Origin of the sequence: Cryobacterium sp. M25 (assembly GCF_002929635.1) — a bacterium.
Lineage (GTDB): Bacteria > Actinomycetota > Actinomycetes > Actinomycetales > Microbacteriaceae > Cryobacterium > Cryobacterium sandaracinum.
This window is the reverse complement of sequence record NZ_PJJU01000057.1, coordinates 177,946-196,716: the sequence shown is the minus strand read 5'-3', so window position 1 is coordinate 196,716 and position 18,771 is coordinate 177,946. Positions and strand designations below refer to the sequence as shown.

Below are 18,771 nucleotides of genomic sequence, written 5' to 3'. Positions count from 1 at the left end.
GGGCCCTCGGATCCGGCCGCGCGTTCGCATTTCCGGCATCGAAACGCCTCACCGAAACGGTGTCCTCGCCTCGGCCTCCCCGCCGATCCAACGGCGTCCGGAACAGCTGAAAGGGATCTCTCCATGCGTGCTCGTTTCGCCCTCCCCGCCGTCGCTGCGGTGGCCGCCCTCCTGCTCACCGGCTGCGTCGACAACACTGTGCCGGTTCCCGGAGCCGACGCCACCGCGCCCGCCAGTACCGTGACTGAAGATGCCGCCGCCTCGGCGCTGCTCCCGGAGAAGGTCCGCGCCTCCGGCACGCTCGTGATCGGCACGAGCCCGAATTACTCCCCCAACGAGTTCAAGGACGATTCCGGCAACCCGATCGGCTGGGGAGTCGAACTCGGCGCCGCGATTGCCGCGAAGTTGGGTCTGACTGCCGACTACAAGGTCGCGAATTTCGACACCATCATCCCGAGCATCATCGGCGGCGAGATGGACCTGGGAAACTCGTCCTTCACCGTCAACCTGAAGCGCCAGGAGCAGGTCGACTTCGTCAACTACTACACGGCCGGCATCCAGTGGGCCTCCGCCACCGGCACCACCGTCGACCCCGACGACGCCTGCGGCCTGAAGATCGCCGTGCAGTCCACCACCTACGAGGACACCGACGAAATCCCGGCCAAGAGCGCCGCCTGCGTCGCCGCCGGAAAGCCCCCGATCGACAAGCTCAAGTTCGACACCCAGGACCTGGCCACGAACGCCACGGTGCTCGGTCAGGCCGACGCCTTCAGCGCAGACTCCCCGGTCACCCTCTACGCGATCCAGCAGACCGCGGGCAAGCTGCAGAAGGCCGGCACCTCCTTCGACGAGGCACCGTACGGCATGGCCGTGGCGAAGGACTCCGGGATGGCAGCGGCCGTGCAGGCTGCCCTGCAGTCCATGGTCGACGACGGCTCCTACGGCGAGATCCTCAAGACCTGGGGCGTCACCGACGGCGGCCTGAGCACCATCACGATCAACGGCTGACCGGCTCCCTGAGAGGCTGAACGAATGTGAGATGCTGAACGGATGCCGCAGCTGACTCACGAGGAATTCGAGCGTCTCGTCGTCGACGAGCTCGACCTCCTGCCCGACGACATGGTCGACGGCCTGGACAATGTGATCTTCGTGGTCGAGGACCGACCCGAAGACGGCACGATGGACACCCTCGGGCTCTATGACGGGGTTGCCCTGACCGAGCGTGGGCAGTACGGCTTCGGTGAGATGCCGGATCGGATCGTGCTCTACCGGGAGCCGTTGCTGGAGCTCTGCGCGGATCTCGAGGAGTTGCGCGACCAGGTGCACATCACTCTGGTGCATGAGATCGCCCATTTCTACGGCATCGACGACGACAGGCTGCACGACCTCGGCTGGGGATGACCAACCACCGTTAGCCTTGCGTCATGAGTAGATCCCGGCCTGCCCGCATCATCGGCGCCACGGTCGGCGCCCTCGTCATCCTGTCCGTCGGCGTCTACGGGCCGGCCACCCTACTGGGGCCGTTGCCTGAGGCCACCGCCACGCTGGTCACGCCGGCGGCCGGCGAGTCGGTTCCGTTCCCGCCCGCGCTGCCGGCCACCGGCGGCAGCGCCGTCATCGGCCTGGCCACGGTCACACCCGATCCGGCCTTCCCGGGTACGACGGCGCTGGACGCCGACGCTCTTGCCGCCACCCTGCCTCTCGCCGTGGCCGGCACGGCCGAACCGCTGCCAATGGCCGCGGCGACAAAAATCGTGACCGCCCTGGTCGTGCTCGACGCGAAACCGCTGACCCTCGGTGAGACGGGGCCTCAGATCCCGATCACGGCCGCGGATTACCAGGACTACATCGACTACGGCAATTCCGGTGCCCGCACCGTCGTGGTCTTCCCGGGCGAACTGTGGACCGAGACCGAGCTGCTCCAGGCGATGATCCTCGGCTCCAGCAACAATCACGCCGACACGCTGGCGCGCTGGGCCTTCGGCTCCCTCGACGCCTACAGCGCCGCCGCCAACGCCTGGCTGGGCAAGCAGGGCCTCGACGGCACCCGTGTCGCCGACGCCACCGGGCTCAACGACGAAAGCGTCGGAACGGCCACTGACCTTGCCCGGCTGGCCGGCCTGGCCGCCGCCGACCCGGTGATCGGTGCCATCCTCTCCCAGCCGGCCTCCGCCCTGGTGGGCCAGCGCGGCGTGGACAACACCACGGCGTTCCTGGCCGAGGAGGGCGTCACCGGCATCACCCGCAGCTACACGGACGGGGCGGGCGTCTGTTTTCTCTTCACCGGCCAGGTGCAGGGCCCGGACTCGACCTACACTTTTGCCGGTGCCCTGCTCGGCGAACCCGACTACGACACCCTGACCAGTGACCTCACCGCCCTGATGGAGAGCGCCCGCGCCGGGGTACGCGAGCTGCCAACCCTCGCCCAGGGTGACGCCTACGTGGAGTTCAGCACACTGTGGGGGGCCGAGGCCTCCGGAACCGTGCGCACGGCCACGACGACGTACGGCTGGCAGGCTCAGGCGCCGGGCGACGCGGAGGTGATCCTGGAGACGGTGTCGACCGGCCGGGCGGGCAAGACCGTCGGCCGGGTCACGGTGGAGACCGGGGGCACCGAGGTGACGTCGACGCTGGTGCTCGACCGCACGATCAGCGCGCCGGGCCTCGGTTGGCGGCTCCTGCACCCCGCACCGATGATCTCGGCACTGTTCGCCGCTAACCGCTAACCGCGTGCGGCTCCGGCATCGGGCTGCCGGCTACTCGCCCTCGCCGGTCGACTGGTACGGGTCGCTCTCGCCCGCGTCGAACCGGTAGCGCACGTGCACGCGGCCCTGCACATCGCGCACGTCCTCCTCGTCGTACCAGAACAGCGTTTCGACCCCCTCGACGGCGGCCATCATGCTGACCCGGGCGTCATGTTTGCCCTGGATCAGCACCCGGGTGTCGACCTGGCCCGCGAGGGGACCGTCAATGAATTCCGCAGTGTAAACGACATTTTCAGCACCTTGATCAGCCATACCTCCAACCTAGTCCCGGGCACCGACTTACGGGCGTCGGATGTCCGGGGTCCCGGCCAGCCGGATCGTCGCCTGCCGCTCGGGCGCCTCCCGCTCTCGGTAAGCGTCCCAGCCCGCTTCCCACTGGTCCCAGTGCGACCGGAACAGTTCGCCGTCCCGGGCGAGGGCCCGCTGCTTGCGGATGCGGTCGTCGGCGGCCAGCCAGACCCGGATGTCGCTGAGTGGCGCGTGGGCGGCCGCCAGGGTTCCGCAGCCCTCCACGATCAGCGGGCGGGCCGGGTCGACCGGGTGCCATTCTGCCGACTCGCGCCGCTCCCAGTCGTAGCGCCGCCAGGCGGCGGGCCGGCCCAGTCTTCTCGGGGTGAGCACCTGTTCGCCCAGGTGCATGACGGCGGCGTCCAGCCCCTGCCAGCCGGGGTAAATGTCGTCCAGCCGCACCAGGGTGGGCCGGAGCGGTCCCGGCCAGGCGACGACGAGCGCGTCGGCGAGGGTGCTCTTGCCGGCGCCGCTCGGCCCGTCGATGAGAACGACGGGCGCCACCCCGGCGGCGGCAAGGTCGCGAAGCACGGGGGCCAGCAGCATCCGTCGGTCACCGACCGGATTTGGGGCGGCCGGTTCGAGGGCGGCCGTGGGCAGATCAGATGAGGACAAAGTTCCAGCTTCCCGTCGCCACGGAGACGCTCACCGAGAGCAGGGCCACGGCCAGACCGATGCCGACCAGGGCCACCTCGCGCCCCCGGAAGCTGGAGGGGCGGGCCCAGGTGCGCCGCACCGAGGCGCCGAACCCGCGGGCCTCCATCGCGGTCGCGAGTTTGCTGCCGCGCCGGATCGACAGCACCAGCAGGGCGAAGGCCTGGCTGAGCAGCCGTCGCAGGACGCCGCGGTCCGCGATGCCGCGGGCCCGCCGGGCCAGTTCGAGGGCGTGCCAGTCCTCGAGGAACAGGCCGACCAGGCGCAGCCCGGCCAGACCGCCAAGCACGAAGCGGGCCGGCAGTTTCACGACCTGGCCGAGGCCGTCGGCCAGGTCGGTGGGGTCGACGGTCACGAAGAGCACGACCGACGGCAGTCCGATGGCGAGGATGCGCAGGGTCGTGGCGATGGCCAGCTCGAGTGATCCCTCGGTCACGTTCACCAGCCCGAAGGACCAATAGACCGCCCCGGCCGCCTGCCCGTAGAGCAGGGTGGTGACGCCGGCGGTTGGTGCGGCGATCCAGACCGGCAGGGTGCGCACCGCGAAGGCCTTCAGGGACAGCCCGGCCCAGAAGAAGAGCACGAACTCGCAGGCGAGGGCGACGACGGCGGAGACCCAGTCGATGGTGAGGATGAGCACGCCCGCCAGCAGCAGCGCGGCGGCCAGCTTCGCGACCGGGTTGATCCGGAAGATGGCCTGGGTTCCCCGGGCAGGCGTCAGCACGCTCACCGGGACACCGCCGGCCGCGGCGTGACGCTGGGGCCGGCCTGCCCGGTCAGGTGATACTCCCGGTCAGCCAGGGCGGCCACGAAGTCGGTGTCGTGCGAGACGGCGACCACCGCGGTGCCCTCCCGCAGGAGTTCGTCGAGCAGGGCCACGATCTCCCGCCAGGTGCGCAGGTCCTGGCCGAAGGTGGGCTCGTCGAGCATGAGCAGCCGTGGCTGGGTGGCCAGCACGGTGCCCACCGACAGCCGACGTTTCTCGCCGCCGGAGAGGGTGAACGGGTTCGCCTCGGCCAGGTGGTCCAGGCGCAGGCGCTGCAGCACCTCGTCGACCCGGGCATTGATGTTCGCCTTTGGCCGTTTGAGGGCGCGCGGCCCTACGGCGAGTTCGGCCCGCACTGTGGCCGCCACGAACTGGTGCTCCGGGCTCTGGAACACGGTGCCGATGCGGGTGAGCAGCTGGCGGGACTTCCAGCGGATCGGTTCCTCGTCGGCCCCGTCGGCGAACTCCGGGCTCGCGAGCACCGCTCCCCCGGCCGGTTTCAGCAGGCCGGCGAGGGTGAGCATCAGGGTCGATTTGCCGGCGCCGTTCGGACCGGTGACTGCCAGAGCGGTGCCGGCGTGCACCGTGAGGTCGATGTCCCGGGCGAGCACGTCGGCGCGCGTGCGTGCGATCGCGAGGCCGGGCGTGCGGAGCAGAGGAACCGAGCCGGGCGCCGACGCCGAGCGGGTCTCGCCCCGCGATGAAGCCAGACCGTTGCCCCGCCCGGGCACCCAGACACCCGCGGCCGCGAGCCGTTCCCCCTGCCTGGTCAGCACGTCGTCGGGATGGCCGTCGGCCAGCACTCCCCCGGCCGCGTCGAGCACGATCACCCGGTTCACAAGGTTCTGCCAGACGGCGACCCGATGTTCGATCACGATGAACGTCGCCGCGGAGTTCTCGAGCACGCGGGCAACGGAATCGCGCACATCCAGCACGCCTCCAGGGTCGAGATTCGCTGTGGGTTCGTCGAGCAGCAGCAGCCCCGGCCGCATCGCCAGCACCCCAGCGAGGGCGAGGCGCTGCTTCTGTCCGCCCGACAGCGACGACGTCGGATGGCAGAGCGGCAGGTCCAGGCCGACCATGTCCAGAGCGTCGCTCACCCGGCGCCAGATCTCCTCGCGGGGCACCCCCAGGTTCTCGCAGCCGAAGGCGACGTCGTCGCCCACCCGCGCCAGGATCACCTGGGAGTCAGGGTCCTGCAGCAGCAGCCCGGCCTGGCCTCGCGCGGCGGTCGGCCCGGCGCCGTTCACAAGCAGCTGACCGCGCTGCTCGCCCTCCTCGTCGCCGCCGAGAACCCCGGCGAGGGCGTGCAGCAGAGTCGATTTGCCGGCCCCGGAAGCGCCGAGCAGCAGCACGCGCTCGCCCGGCTCGATTCGCAGGTCGAGGCCGTCGACGGCCCAGCCCCGCCGCCCGGCATGCCGCCATCCCCAGCCGCGGGCCACGACGGACGCGCCCGAGACGGATGCCGCTGCTGCCGGTGTCATCGCCGTCCCCCTAGACCTGGGTGCGGTTCGATCGCCCGGCGGCGAACCGCGACAGAGCGCCGGTGCGGGCGAGGCCACGCATGGCCAGCCAGGACAGCAGTCCGGCCACGACAATGCCGGAGACGATCGAGGAGGCTGTGTAGATGGTGATGAAGGGAACGGCCGATCCGGGGTACCAGAGCAACAGGTCGTTGACGGCGAGGGCAAGGCCGGCGCCCGCGCCGGCGAGCAGGGCCACGACGAGGCGGTAGTTGGCGTAGAAGAACAGCGCGAAGACCAGCTCCGCGCCGAGACCCTGCACCAGGCCGGACACCAGAATGGTGGCCCCCCAGGCGGTGCCGCCGACCAGGGTCGACACGACCGCCGCCAGCAGCTCGGTGTAGAGCGCGGCGCCGGGTTTGCGGATGATGAGGCCACCGAGCACACCGGCGAACAGCCATCCGCCGCCCAGGAGAGCCTGCAGGCCCGGCAGCAGCGGAGTGAGCACGCCGCTGAGCGGGTTGTATGCCTGGTTCCAGACGACGAAAATCAGCCCGCTGGCCACGCCGATGACACTGGCGATTACGATGTCGACGACCCGCCACCGGAAGTTACGCGGCCGGCGGGACGTGGTGGAGGTGAGAAGGGTGGTTGTTGCGTGCACTTTTTGTGCCCTTTCCGTAGATGGTTCCAGGGCACGGGAACGAGAAAATCTGCCTCCCTGCGCTGGCATGATCCAGATCAGGTTCGACGGTCGAAGCTTCAGAAGCTTCCTCTCAGCCCGGTTGACCGGACTCCCGTGTTCGTATCAAGTATAGACCTCGGCCTAGACTCGCGGGATGGAGTCCTCGCCTCGCCCCCGCATCACTGTCGGGCGCGAATGACGTTCACCGTTCCCCTGATCCTCGCCGGGCTGTTGCTTCTGTTGCTGCGCCACTTCATTTTGCGGCGACGACGGATGCGACGCGGGCTACCCGTGCGCGGACCCTGGCACATCCCCCGCAGCTGGCGGGAAGGGCCGGGCTCCCGCCAGCGGATGGGCCGCTGGCGGTGTAGCTAGCGCGGGCGGCGTTGAGCGCCCGAACGCGGTACGCTCGAAGTGGTGAGTCGGGAAGTCTGGTCGACAGCAATGTTCGTGTGCCACAAAATCCTGATTGACTGAGGCTCGTCCATGCCGAAACCATCACCTCTTCCTCCCACCCCGAAACTGAACGTCTTTCGCCGCAGCAGCTATCCCGAGTACCTGCACGTCTCGACGATCCTGCGCAAAGAGACCGTGGGCGGCGCTCTCCTGCTGGTGGCGACGGTTCTCGCGCTGATCCTGGCCAACACCGGGGCCTCCGATTTCTACTATGCGGTGCGGGACTTTCAGATCGGCTACGAGCCGTGGCACCTCAATCTGAGCCTCGGCGCGTGGGCCGCCGACGGACTCCTGGCGATCTTCTTCTTCATTGCCGGGCTCGAACTCAAACGTGAGTTCGTCGCCGGCGATCTGCGCACCTTCAGCCGCGCGGTCGTCCCGGTCGCCGCGGCCGTCGGCGGCGTCATCGTTCCTGCTGTGATCTTTACCGCGATCGCGTTCAGCTCGGGGCCGGAAATGCTGCGCGGCTGGGCCATCCCCACCGCAACCGACATCGCCTTCGCCGTGGCCGTGCTCGCCGTGATCGGCTCCAAACTGCCCAGCGCCCTGCGCATCTTCCTGCTGACCCTGGCCGTGGTCGACGACCTGCTCGCCATCGCCATCATCGCCTTCTTCTATTCCGGCGACCTCCAGCCCGTTCTACTGCTACTCGCCATCGTGCCGCTGGGCCTCTTCGCCTTTCTGGCGCACAAGTACTCCTACCTGTTCGGCACCACCAGGTGGGCCGCGGGCACCGTTCTGCTGCCGCTCGGCCTCGCCACCTGGGCTCTCGTGCACGGCTCCGGCATCCACGCCACGGTGGCCGGAGTGCTGCTCGGCTTCGCCGTGCCCGTGCTGCGCAGCCGACGTAGCGGCGGACCCGACGCCGGCCCGGGCCTGGCGCAGAACCTCGAGCACCGCATCCGCCCGCTCTCGGCCGGTTTCGCCGTGCCGGTCTTCGCTTTCTTCTCCGCCGGGGTCACGATCGGCGGCGTGTCAGGCCTGACCACGGCCCTCACCGACCCGGTCGCGATCGGAATCGTCGTCGCCCTGGTGGTGGGAAAGCCGGTGGGCATCCTGCTCGCCACCGTACTGGTCACCAAGACCACCCGGGGCGCCCTCGACCCGGATCTGGCCTGGGTGGATGTGATCGGCGTCGGCATGCTCGCCGGTGTCGGCTTCACGGTGTCGCTGCTGATCAGCGAGCTGGCTTTCGGGCAGGGCAGCCCGCATGACGACCACGCCAAAGTGGCCATCCTGACCGGGTCGCTGCTGGCGGCACTACTCGCGACCGTGGTGCTGCGGAGCCGCAACCGGCATTACGGACGCATCGCCGACAAGGAGGCGCTCGACGCCGACAACGACGGCGTCCCAGACGTGTTCGAGGCCGATCCGGCTCGCGACGAGCGGTTCGGCGGGCACTGACAGGGCCGGAGCGCACCCAGCCGCCCAACTCCCTCAGCCGGAGTGTCTGCTGGTCGTCACGGGCGGAACGCCGTGCCCGGCGCCGAACCAATTCGACGGAGATTCATCGATCAACACCCGTTTTTGAGCCCAAACGCGCCGTTGAGGGCACAATCTCCGTCGAATTTGTTCGGGACGGATGTACCGCAGGTCCTTGGGCTCGAATGACGCGGCGGTTGGAGTGCACGTTCATCCACCTCGTCGCTGTCCGCGCGCAAACGTGCGTCGGAATCAGGAACAAGCGCAACGGAGCCCCCGATCCGCGAACCCCCCTCAACCTCGGCCATGGAGACTCACTCATCGAGCTGGCCGGCGGGCACTGATAGCGCTGGAGCGCAGTCAGCAGCCCGACATCCTCAGTCGGAGTGGCTGGGCGACCGGGCGGTTGGTCGCACTCGCTGCTAGCGTTTGAGGGCGCGGACGACGCGGGAGATCGCCTTGCCGGCCACGCAGAGGAACGGGATGCCGACCGCGAGCAACGAGATGACGTTGGGCTCGAAGCGCACCGTCGTGCCCGATTTGACGTAGGCGCCGATCGGCAGGGATGCTCCGCCGCCCCCGCCGCCGGACCCGCTGCCGGTGGCGGCGGAGTCACCCTCGCCACCGCCGAAGCCGTAGTAGACGAGAGCAACGGGAATCAGGGTGACGCCGTCCACCTGGACCGGATCACCGTAGGCCGACCTGACGCCGGCGGTACGAGAGATATCTGCGAGCTTCTCTGGAAGGCTAGTCATGGATTCAGGCTACCCCCTGTCTGGTTTGCGGTTGCCTGATCAGTGGTGGCCTGGTCAGGGTTTGTCCGGATCCAGCAGCGACGCCGGGCGCACCATGCCGCGCCCAAACCTTGCGGTAACCGAGTCCACGGCCCGTTCGGCTCCCCGCCAGTCATCGTCAGGGTCCCAGAGGCCGGCGCCACTGCCGTCGCCATCGCTGAGCTGCTCAACGCGCACGCCGATGAGGCGCACCCGGATGCCGGACGCCGCCAGCGCGTCGAAGCTGGCGGCCACCTCCTCGTAGATCCGGCGTCCGACGCTGGTCGGTTCCGACAGGGTGCGGGAGCGGGTGACGGTGCTGAAGTCGGTGTAGCGCACCTTGAGCACCACGCCGCGGCCGACGAGGCCGGCGCGGCGCAGCCGGGCAGCCACCGCGACGGACTGCCGTAGCAGTTCGCTGCGGAGCCGCGCGACATCCGTCACGTCAAATTCGAACGTGACCTCGTGGCCGACGCTCTTCTCCTCGTGTTCCACCGTGACCAACCGAGGGTCCCTCCCCCAGGCCAGCTCGTGCAGCTTGCGGCCGGCGGCCTCGCCCACGCACTTCTGCAGCACGGCGAGGGGAGTGCGGGCGAGGTCGCCGATCTGACGCAGGCCCTGCCCGAGCAGCGCCTGCTCGGTCGTGGCGCCGACCCCCCACAGGGCGCCGACAGGCAACGGATGCAGGAACGCGAGGGTGTCTTCGGCGGGGATCACGAGCAGGCCGTCGGGTTTCGCCCGGCCCGACGCCATCTTGGCGACGAACTTCGTGCTCGCCGCTCCGACCGAGCAGGTGAGCCCGGTTTCGGACTTGACCCGGGCCCGGATCTTCGCGCCGATCTCGGCCGGGGAGCCGTGCAGACGGCGAGCACCCGCCACATCGAGGAAGGCCTCGTCGATGCCGAGCTGCTCGACCAGCGGCGTGAAATCTTCGAAGATGCGCATCACCCGGTCCGAGTATTCTTTGTACCGGCCCATGTGCGGTTCGAGCACCACCGCCGCCGGGCAGCGCCGCAGGGCGAGCGCCATGGGCATGGCCGAATTGACGCCGTAGCGTCGGGCCACGTAGTTCGCCGCCGTGACCACCGAGCGTCCGGACCGGTGTCCCACGATCACCGGGAGGTGCACCAGTTCGGGGTGATCGAGCAGTTCCACCGACGCGAAGAACGCGTCCAGGTCGATGTGGAGCAGGGTCGCGGAGCTGTCGTCGACCGCATCGGTCGAGACCGTGCGATCGCTGCCATCCTGCCTGCTCATGCGTCCTGCCTGCTCATGGAGAGACCCTAACCCGGACCGGCGACAGCCCGCGACCGATTCCGCGACGGGAGAACGTGAACAGCGCCGCGGCGGAATGCACGGTGACGGAATGCACGGTGACGGATGCCGGTTGTAGCGTTGCAGGGGCATCCGTTCCACCCGTTCTACCCGCTCTACCCGTTCTACCGAGGGAGTCCCATGACGTATGACTGGCTTGCGCTGCAGAAACAGGCCGCCGAAGAGTTCGGGGCCCGCGTCGACATGATCACCGACTGGGCCGCCGCCACACCGGACACCGAGTGGACCGTGACCGAGTTGGTGCGCCACGTGGTGCTGGAACAGCAGTGGGTCCCCGCGCTGCTGCGCGGCCTCTCGGTGCTCGACGCCCGGCGCTCACTCACCCCGCTGGGCCCGGACCTCGCGAAGGAATGGGCCATCTATTCGGCGCTGGCGGCCGCAGCCTGGGCAACGACCCCGGCCGATGCACCGGTGACCCTGTCGTATGACACGGTGACGGCATCCGACTACCTGCGCGAGCAGGTCTCCGACGTCACGATCCATTCCTGGGACCTGGCGCGGGCAACGGCCGCCGACGAGTCCCTCGACCCGGCCCTGATCGAGGCGGTCTGGACGGTGTTCGAGCCCCAGCGGGACACCCTCGAGGCCAGCGGCCTCTTCGCCTCCCCGGTACCATCCGACGAGAACGCGCCGCTGCAGACGCGGCTGCTCGCCCTGACCGGCCGGGATCCGCGCCGGCCGTAGCCCGCGGGCTGCACCTCCAGGCCTGGTGCTACCGGCTCTCCTTTTCCGCGCCGGCAATGCGTTGGGCGATGTAGATCGGAACGATCGACACCAGCACCAGCACCACGGCGATGACGTTGACGTTCGGTGCCTGGGTGGGGCGAAACAGGGTGTCCAGAATCCAGATCGGCAGCGTCTTGACGCCCGCCCCCGCGGTGCGCACCGTCACCGTCTGGTAGAGCGAAACGGAGCACGGTGATGATGTTATCGAGCGTCCAGGACCGTGTGATGGTGCCCGTGAAGCTGTCGACTGTCCACAGAGAGGTGATCAGCGGGGCGGCGAGGGCAACGATGTAGATCAGGCCGAGCCAGAGCAGAGGGGTGGACAGCCTCAGCGTCAGGCGAAGCCGCGGATGCCGGCTCAGCGTGATCGAACCCCGCCGGGCGAGCGTGTCCCGGTGCGGCGGCACCGGCATCCGTTGCCCCGGCGACGCCGTGTCACCCGTCATGATTCCTCCGATTCGGCTCGGCCGGATGGGGATGCCGCGCTAACCCTTGATCTCCTGCCAGGCGGTCGTCCAGTCGGAGTAGTCGGTGCACTTCACGTCGGTGCGGCCGTCGAGGCAGTTTTCAATGGGAGTGGACCAGTACCAGATCTGCGCCGCGTACTCCTCGTCGCCGGCGTGGGAGATCTCGCACTGGTCGGAGTTCACCGTGAAGTCGCAGGCGCTCTCGTTGCCACCCAGCCCGGAGCACCCGTCGCGGCCGTAGTCGCTTAATTCGGAGATTGTCGCAACACGCCGCCCAGACCGGCTCCCAAACCGGCGTTTCCCCAAAAATCTCCGTAATACCGTGAGGACGGATGCGGGTGGCGCGCCCCATGACGGATGCCCGAAGCAAACCCCGCAGCGAGCACCACTCCTCCTCTGCAATATGAGTTTGATCGGGTTATCCACAGGGCGCTGACGGTCGCCGACCTGGGGCATCGAATGTCAGTGGGTACCCGTAACGTCTCCCTCATGAAGCCCATTTATAGCGAGCAGTCCGAGACCCGGTGGAGCTCCGTGCCCCTGCCCGGCAGAACCCTGCAGTGGACCTCACCGACCGGGCGCACCCTCCTCAGCGAACCGGCCACGAACATCCGTGCACCGGAAAAAGGGCCGAATCGGAGCCGGCCGTGCGGCAGGCGCACACGAAGGAACCCCGGCGCGGTTCTGAGCGGAATTGCGGCCACCTCAAGCACGGCGGCTCGGGAGCAGCGTTAGGCGATCGAGGTTCCGAAGATAAGACCCAGCAGATAGGTGACGCCGGCAGCACCGAAACCGATGATGAGCTGACGGATGGCGCGCCGCCAGGGCGGCCCGCCCGAGAGCAGCCCGACGATGGCGCCAGTGGCCAGCAGGGCGAGCCCCACGAGCACGGCTGCTGCGATGACCGCGGTGATCCCGTCGAGGCCGAACAGATACGGCAGCACCGGCAGGATCGCCCCGGAGGCGAAGAAGCAGAAGCTCGACGTGGCCGCTCCGATTCCCGTGCCGATGGCTTCGTGCTCGTCGACCGCCGGAGCCAGGCCGCCGGTCTTCTTGACGTCGACCGGGCCGGTCGCGATGGCCATCGTGCGCAGAACCTCGCGTGCATGGATCTCCGCTTTCTCCGGGGGCATCCCCTGCGCGCGATAGACCAGGGTCAGTTCGTTCGCAGCCAAATCGAGATGGGCCAGCACATTCCGGGACGCCGGATTCGGCGTTGAGGCTTCGAGCAGCTCACGCTGGGACCGTACCGAGACATATTCGCCGGCACCCATCGAGAGTGCCCCGGCGAGGAGACCGGCGATACCGGTGAAGAGGATCGTGGCGGCGGGCACTCCGGTGGCGCCGATGCCCAGCACCAGGGCCAGGTTGCTGACGAGGCCGTCGTTGATCCCGAAGACCGCGGCTCTGAACGTGCCAGCCAGCCGCTGCCGGCCGCGAGCGGCCAGCCCACGCACGACCTCCTCGTGGATGCGCTCGTCGGCGGCCATGGTGTCTGTGGCGTCGGCATCGGCGTCATACGGGGAGCGGGCCTCGGCACGCTGGGCGAGGGCAAGCACGAACACCGATCCGAACCTGCGGGCCAGGAACCCCAGGAAACGGGTGCGGATCGCGCCCCGGCGCGGGGCTCCGACCTGGTCACCGAGAAGGTGCCGCCAGTGCTGTTCGTGGCGCCCCTCGGCGTCGGCCAGAGCCAGCAGGATCTCGCGCTCCTCGCCGCTACGGCGTCCGGCGAGGTCGCGGTACACCGTCGCTTCGGCCCGTTCGTCTGCCAGGTAGCGGCGCCAGCGACGGATGTCCCGCGCGGTCGCCGGGCGCTCCTGCTCCACGACGGTTACGCCTCGGGGGCGGCTTCGAGCGAGCTCTGCGCCACCCGAGCCGACGCGTGCGGGCCAGAACCGTCGAGACCGTAGAAGGGTTCGTCGAACTCCACGATCCATACGGTTTCCCGTCCGGAAACGGGGGCGTAGAGGGCCGCGCCCTGGAGTTCTCCGGCCGCCACAATCACGCCGCTCGGGTCTTCGGCGTCGGCGTCCGGATACCGACCACGGTCCAAGCGCACCACGACCTGCGCTCCCACACCGAGGGCACCCGGCTGGGAACCGGGGTACCCGTCGGCGGCAGGTTGGCGCGTGTTCCGCAGGCCCATTACTCGGCCGATCCGGCACGCTCGAGCACGAGCTCGCGCACGCGGGCGGCATCCGCTTGTCCGCGCATGGCCTTCATAACGGCGCCGATCACGGCTCCGGCCGCCTGAACCTTGCCGTCGCGGATCTTGGCCAGAACGTCGGGCTGGGCGGCCAGAGCCTCATCGATCGCCGCGATCAGCGCGCCATCGTCCGAGACGACCGCGAGACCGCGGGACTCGACGACCTCGAGCGGAGTGCCCTCGCCGCCGATGACGCCCTCGAGCACCTGCCGGGCCAGGCGGTCGGTGAGCGTTCCGGCCACGACGAGTTCGATCAGTGCGGCGACCTGCGCCGGCTGCACAAGCGAGTCGGCGGACACACCGGAGGCGTTCGCAAGGCGGGCAACCTCGCCGGTCCACCACTTGCGGGCGGCCTGGGCTGCGGCGCCGGCTGCGATGGTTGCCTCGACGGCGTCGAGGAGGTCGGAGTTGACGACATCCTGAAATTCGAGGTTGGCGAAGCCCCAGTCGGCCTGAAGCCGCTTGCGGCGGGCGGCCGGAGGCTCCGGCAGGGTGGCGCGGAGTTCTTCCACCCATTCCCGCGACGGGGCCACGGGAACGAGGTCGGGCTCCGGGAAGTACCGGTAGTCGTCGGCGTCGGACTTGGGCCGGCCGGCCGAGGTGATGCCGGTGTCCTCATGCCAGTGCCGGGTCTCCTGAGTGATGGTTCCACCGGCGTGCAGCAGGGCCGCCTGACGCTGGATCTCGTACCGCACGGCCCGCTCGACCGAACGCAGCGAGTTCACGTTCTTGGTCTCGGTGCGCGTACCGAGCACGTTCGAGCCGCGCGGGCGCAGGGACACGTTCGCGTCGCAACGCACGTTGCCCTCTTCCATCCGGGCGTTGGAGACGCCGAGCGCTTTCACGATCTCGCGGATGGCGGCAACGTAGGTGCGGCCGATCTCGGGTGAGTCCGCCTCGCCGCCCTCGATCATTTGGGTGACGATCTCGACCAGCGGCACTCCGCCGCGGTTGTAGTCGACCAGCGAGTAGTCGGCACCCTGGATGCGACCGGTCGCCCCACCCACGTGGGTGAGCTTGCCGGCGTCGTCCTCCATGTGGGCGCGCTCGATGTCGACCGTGACCAGGCGTCCGCTTTCGAGTTCGATCGTGAGCTGACCGTTGAACGCGATCGGCTCGTCGTACTGCGAAGTCTGGAAGTTCTTCGCGGTGTCCGGATAGAAGTAGTTCTTGCGGGCGAACCGCGAGTACTCCGCGATCTCACAGCCGAGGGCGAGCCCTAAACGGATGCTCGATTCGATGGCCTTCGCGTTCACCTGCGGCAGCCCTCCGGGCAGACCCAGGCAGGTGGGGCAGGTGTTGGTGTTGGCACCCTGGCCGAATTCGTTCGCGCAGCCGCAGAACATCTTTGTTTTGGTGTTGAGCTCGACGTGCACCTCAAAGCCGAGCACCGGCTCGAACAGCTCCAGGGCCTTGTCGTAGTCCATCAGTTCGGCCTTCTTCATCAGACGGCTCCCTCTGTGCTCGTGAACGCTGTGCTTGTGGCTGTGCCTGTGGCTGTGCCGGCGAACATTTCTCTGAGCGCCAGTTCCGGCGCCCGGCTGAGGAGGGTGTGCCCCCAGGATGCTTCGAGCAGCGCCTCGACGGCGGCTCCGAAGCTGTAGAGACGGGCATCCATTTTCGCGGGCGCCATGATCTGAAGGCCGACCGGCAGGCCGTCCTCGGGCGCGAGTCCCATCGGCAGGCTCATGCCGGGGACCCCGGCAAGGTTGGCCGGGATCGTAGTGACGTCGTTGAGGTACATGGCCATCGGGTCGGCCATCTTCTCGCCGAACTTGAACGCGGTGGTCGGCGCACTCGGCGACACCAGCACGTCGACCTTCGAGAAGGCCGCGTCGAAGTCGCGCTGGATCAGCGTGCGCACCTTCTGCGCGCTGCCGTAGTAGGCGTCGTAGTAGCCGGCACTGAGGGCGTAGGTGCCGAGAATGATGCGGCGCTTGACCTCGGGGCCGAAGCCCGCGTCGCGCGTGGCCGCCATGACCCGTTCGCTGGTCAGCGGGCCGTCTTCCGGGTTGACCCGGATGCCGAAGCGCACCGAGTCGAAGCGCGCCAGGTTGCTCGACGCCTCCGCCGGGAGGATCAGATAGTAGGCAGCGATCGCATACTCGAAGCTGGGGGCGGAAATCTCGACGATCTCGGCGCCCGCCGCGGAAAGCAGCGTGAGGGTCTCGGTGAAGCGCTGCGCAACTCCGGCCTGGAATCCGTCGCCGCTCAGCTCCTTGATCACGCCGACCCGCACCCCCGTGAGCGCCCCGTCGGCGAGGCCGGCGCGTGCGGCGGCCGCCATCGAGGGCCAGGTGTCCGTGAGCGACGTCGAGTCGAGCGGGTCGTGCCCGCCGATCACGTCGTGCAGCAGGGCGGCGTCGAGCACCGTGCGAGTCACCGGGCCGACCTGATCGAGCGAGGATGCGAGAGCGATCGAGCCGTAGCGGGACACACCGCCGTAGGTGGGCTTGACGCCGACCGAGCCGGTGACGGCGGCTGGCTGGCGGATCGAGCCGCCGGTGTCGCTGCCGAGTGCCAGCGGCGCCTCGAAGGAGCTGACCGCGGCCGCGGAGCCACCGCCGGAGCCGCCGGGGATCCGGTCGAAGTCCCACGGGTTGTGCGTCGGGCCGTAGGCGGAGAATTCGGTCGATGAGCCCATCGCGAACTCGTCCATGTTGGTCTTGCCGAGCAGAATCAGCCCGGCGTCGCGCACGCGCCTGACCACGGTGGCGTCGTACGGGGCGATCCAGCCCTCGAGGATCTTGGAACCGGCGGTCGAGGGCATGTCGATAGTGGCGAGCACGTCCTTGATGGCGATCGGCACCCCGGCGAGCGGCCCGAGCACCTCCCCGGCGGCACGCCGGGCGTCGACGCGGGCTGCGGCGGCGAGCGCGGCCTCGCCGGCCACGTGGAGGAACGCGTGCACACCGGTGTCGACGGCCGCGATCTGGTCCAGGTGAGCCTGGGTCACCTCGACGGAGCTGATGGACCGTTCGACAAGCAGACCCGAGAGGTCGGCGGCGGACAGCTTGATCACATTGGTCATGGATTACTCCTCGTCCAGGATTGCGGGCACGCGGAACTTGTCGCCGTCCCGGTCGGGAGCCCCGGAGAGCGCCTGTTCGACCGTGAGCGAGGGAACCACCGTGTCGGCGCGGAAGACATTGGTCAGCGGCATCGGGTGGCTCGTCGCCGGCACATCCGGCGTGGCCACTTCGGCTACCTTTGCGACCGAGTCAACGATCTGACCGAGTTCAGTCGTGAGGCGGGCGATCTCCTCCGAGCTGAGGTCGATCCGGGCAAGGTTGGCCAAATGGGCAACCTGCTCGGCCGTGATTTCAGACATGTTGCTCCGTACGATCGTCGGGGGTGGATTCCCCAATTCTATTCGGAGCCGTCGGTGACAAGATCCGCGTTGCCGGTTCCGATCAACGCCATGTTGTGCAGGGACTCGCTTCCAACGTCGAAGTAGGCGTTGTGGCCGACCGATCCGTTCAGCCAGGAGCCGGTGATCCGATCGTTCCCGCCGGATACGCCGAGGGTGTTCGCGCCGTACGCCTCCGCACCGGGATCGCTGCCGAAGAAAGCGCTGTTCACGGTCGGGTCCCAGTCGGCGCTGCCCACATAGACACTGCCCGGCGCGACGCTCAGGCTGTCGACGGACTGCACCTGGCTGCCCGGGGACCCCACCAGCACCAGGGCGTCCACCCCGAACGTGCCGCGGGCCAGCGCCGTGAGCGCCACGGTCGACCCGTACGAGTGCGCGAGCACCGAAACGAAGGGCCGACGCGTGCCTCGGTCGGCCGCGACGCCCAGAGCCGACTGCTCCAGGAAGTCGGCGCCGACCTCCGCGAGGCCCGTCCCGCCCACGGTGAACACAGTGGGGGCCTCGTAGCCGATCCAGGCGATCGTGGCGACGCCGGCGGCGCGGATGCCGCCGGTCAGGGCGTGCCCGGACGGCGCCCCCCCGCGCAGCACCGCGATCTGTTCCGTGTACACGGCGTCTGCGGTGTCGGCCCAGTTGACGATCTGCTGCTCGACGGTGTAGTTCATGCCGGGTACCAGATAGGTGACGAATGCGGCGGTGTCCGGGTTGCCGAGGGCGATCGCGGCACGCCCGCCGCCTGCGGGGTCGAGGAGGATCAAGGAACGGCGCGGGGCGCCGTCGGGGGTGCTCAGTGCCGCCTTGACCTGGGTCAGGACGGCGAGTTCTCGGTTGAGCAGCGTGCGCTCGCTGTCGTCGGTCGCGTCGGCCAGCCGCTGGGTGACGTCGGCCAAGCTCTGCGTGAGGTAGCGAGCGTTGGCCCTGCCCCGCTCCCGGAAGGGGACACCCTCCAGGTTGCCCACGAGCTTGGGTGCGGCAGCCAGCAGCGACGACCGCTCGGAGGCTTCGAGTTCCGTCCAGAGGCCGGCCACCGCGGAGGCTGCGGGCGGCGCCGTCAACAGGGCGTCGACCTGGCCGGGGGACTGCTCCACGAACGCGGCCATGTCGGCCACGGAGAGGGTGGACAGCCCGGCCAGCAGGTTGGCTCCGGTCAGTCCCCGCACGGATTCGACGGTGGCGACCGTGGCGGACCTCGGCACGGATGCGATCGGCTGCGCGGACACCCGCGGGTCGCCGGCGCCGGGCCCCGCGACCGAGGTACCGGTGCGCGCCGACAGGTTCAGCCACAACGGTTCCGCCGCGGCGGGTTCGGCGCCCCGGTTCGGCACCGGCTGGCCCTGGACTGTGGTGCTGAGAGCGTGCGCGCCAGAGGTCTCACTGACTCCATTGAGA

At 69.1% G+C, this 18,771-nt stretch carries 20 protein-coding genes and 1 riboswitch; of the genes, 5 read left to right on the top strand and 15 right to left on the bottom strand.

The features are described from left to right. The first annotated feature begins 123 nt into the window (after positions 1-123). From CXY81_RS13990 to CXY81_RS13980, 3 genes are read left to right on the top strand one after another with little or no spacing between them, the layout of a single operon-like run. A complete protein-coding gene (locus CXY81_RS13990) occupies positions 124-1,008 on the top strand; it encodes an ABC transporter substrate-binding protein (RefSeq protein ID WP_104195197.1) in 885 nt (294 codons plus the stop codon). 42 nt (positions 1,009-1,050) lie between these two features. Continuing rightward, the gene (locus CXY81_RS13985; RefSeq protein WP_104170257.1) at positions 1,051-1,401 is read left to right on the top strand and encodes a metallopeptidase family protein; all 351 of its coding nucleotides are present in this window, start codon (positions 1,051-1,053) and stop codon (positions 1,399-1,401) included. 23 nt (positions 1,402-1,424) lie between these two features. Further along, positions 1,425-2,726, top strand: coding sequence for a D-alanyl-D-alanine carboxypeptidase family protein (locus CXY81_RS13980; protein WP_104195196.1), 1,302 nt, complete (start codon positions 1,425-1,427; stop codon positions 2,724-2,726). Positions 2,727-2,756: 30 nt separating this feature from the next. Here CXY81_RS13980 and CXY81_RS13975 read toward each other — a convergent pair whose 3' ends face one another. Genes CXY81_RS13975 through CXY81_RS13955 form a run of 5 tightly spaced genes read right to left on the bottom strand, consistent with a single transcriptional unit; the run spans position 2,757 to position 6,600 of the window. Then, positions 2,757-3,017, bottom strand: a complete 261-nt coding sequence (locus CXY81_RS13975; protein ID WP_104195195.1) for a hypothetical protein — start codon at positions 3,015-3,017, stop codon at positions 2,757-2,759. Between the two features lie 27 nt (positions 3,018-3,044). Beyond that, entirely contained in the window at positions 3,045-3,668 is a 624-nt protein-coding gene (locus CXY81_RS13970) for an ATP-binding protein (RefSeq protein ID WP_233194179.1), read from the bottom strand. Further along, positions 3,655-4,437: an energy-coupling factor transporter transmembrane protein EcfT gene (locus tag CXY81_RS13965; protein WP_104195193.1), complete on the bottom strand. Its 783-nt coding sequence runs from the start codon at positions 4,435-4,437 to the stop codon at positions 3,655-3,657. Before CXY81_RS13965 ends, CXY81_RS13970 begins: the two co-directional genes overlap by 14 nt. After that, entirely contained in the window at positions 4,434-5,957 is a 1,524-nt protein-coding gene (locus tag CXY81_RS13960) for an ABC transporter ATP-binding protein (protein ID WP_104195192.1), read from the bottom strand. Before CXY81_RS13960 ends, CXY81_RS13965 begins: the two co-directional genes overlap by 4 nt. Positions 5,958-5,967: 10 nt before the next feature. Continuing rightward, positions 5,968-6,600, bottom strand: a complete 633-nt coding sequence (locus tag CXY81_RS13955) for an ECF transporter S component (RefSeq protein ID WP_104170252.1) — start codon at positions 6,598-6,600, stop codon at positions 5,968-5,970. A 37-nt stretch (positions 6,601-6,637) separates the two neighbouring features. Then, positions 6,638-6,747: riboswitch (TPP riboswitch) on the bottom strand. A 360-nt stretch (positions 6,748-7,107) separates the two neighbouring features. Between CXY81_RS13955 and nhaA the strand changes: the two genes are divergently transcribed. After that, on the top strand, positions 7,108-8,481 hold the full coding sequence (gene nhaA, locus CXY81_RS13950) for a Na+/H+ antiporter NhaA (protein WP_104195191.1): 1,374 nt from the start codon (positions 7,108-7,110) through the stop codon (positions 8,479-8,481). Between the two features lie 440 nt (positions 8,482-8,921). On the opposite strand, the gene CXY81_RS13945 is transcribed toward nhaA, so the two are convergent. Together CXY81_RS13945 and dinB are read right to left on the bottom strand one after the other, a co-directional pair. Further along, complete coding sequence (locus CXY81_RS13945) at positions 8,922-9,254, bottom strand: hypothetical protein (protein WP_104170250.1); 333 nt, start codon at positions 9,252-9,254, stop codon at positions 8,922-8,924. A gap of 54 nt (positions 9,255-9,308) precedes the next feature. Beyond that, positions 9,309-10,529, bottom strand: coding sequence for a DNA polymerase IV (dinB, locus tag CXY81_RS13940; protein WP_104195190.1), 1,221 nt, complete (start codon positions 10,527-10,529; stop codon positions 9,309-9,311). Between the two features lie 123 nt (positions 10,530-10,652). Between dinB and CXY81_RS13935 the strand changes: the two genes are divergently transcribed. Then, positions 10,653-11,291, top strand: a complete 639-nt coding sequence (locus CXY81_RS13935) for a TIGR03086 family metal-binding protein (protein ID WP_233194178.1) — start codon at positions 10,653-10,655, stop codon at positions 11,289-11,291. 28 nt (positions 11,292-11,319) lie between these two features. On the opposite strand, the gene CXY81_RS13930 is transcribed toward CXY81_RS13935, so the two are convergent. The 8 genes from CXY81_RS13930 to CXY81_RS13900 form a co-directional block, all read right to left on the bottom strand. Then, a complete protein-coding gene (locus CXY81_RS13930) occupies positions 11,320-11,499 on the bottom strand; it encodes a hypothetical protein (RefSeq protein ID WP_104195188.1) in 180 nt (59 codons plus the stop codon). A 319-nt stretch (positions 11,500-11,818) separates the two neighbouring features. Then, complete coding sequence (locus tag CXY81_RS13925) at positions 11,819-11,983, bottom strand: hypothetical protein (protein WP_199183066.1); 165 nt, start codon at positions 11,981-11,983, stop codon at positions 11,819-11,821. Positions 11,984-12,531: 548 nt separating this feature from the next. After that, positions 12,532-13,548 carry a VIT1/CCC1 transporter family protein gene (locus tag CXY81_RS13920; RefSeq protein WP_369828399.1) on the bottom strand — a complete coding sequence of 339 codons (1,017 nt, stop codon included), beginning with the start codon at positions 13,546-13,548 and terminating at the stop codon, positions 12,532-12,534. Positions 13,549-13,634: 86 nt separating this feature from the next. Then, entirely contained in the window at positions 13,635-13,949 is a 315-nt protein-coding gene (locus CXY81_RS16200) for a hypothetical protein (RefSeq protein WP_146067705.1), read from the bottom strand. Continuing rightward, positions 13,949-15,454, bottom strand: coding sequence for an Asp-tRNA(Asn)/Glu-tRNA(Gln) amidotransferase subunit GatB (gene gatB, locus CXY81_RS13915; RefSeq protein ID WP_104169892.1), 1,506 nt, complete (start codon positions 15,452-15,454; stop codon positions 13,949-13,951). The genes CXY81_RS16200 and gatB overlap by 1 nt, the downstream gene beginning before the upstream one ends. Next, positions 15,454-17,040, bottom strand: a complete 1,587-nt coding sequence (gene gatA, locus CXY81_RS13910; protein ID WP_104169891.1) for an Asp-tRNA(Asn)/Glu-tRNA(Gln) amidotransferase subunit GatA — start codon at positions 17,038-17,040, stop codon at positions 15,454-15,456. Before gatA ends, gatB begins: the two co-directional genes overlap by 1 nt. Before the next feature lie 3 nt (positions 17,041-17,043). Then, positions 17,044-17,340: an Asp-tRNA(Asn)/Glu-tRNA(Gln) amidotransferase subunit GatC gene (gatC, locus tag CXY81_RS13905; protein ID WP_166784587.1), complete on the bottom strand. Its 297-nt coding sequence runs from the start codon at positions 17,338-17,340 to the stop codon at positions 17,044-17,046. Between the two features lie 38 nt (positions 17,341-17,378). Further along, positions 17,379-18,707 carry an alpha/beta hydrolase gene (locus CXY81_RS13900; protein WP_134543457.1) on the bottom strand — a complete coding sequence of 443 codons (1,329 nt, stop codon included), beginning with the start codon at positions 18,705-18,707 and terminating at the stop codon, positions 17,379-17,381. Between the last annotated feature and the right edge of the window lie 64 nt (positions 18,708-18,771).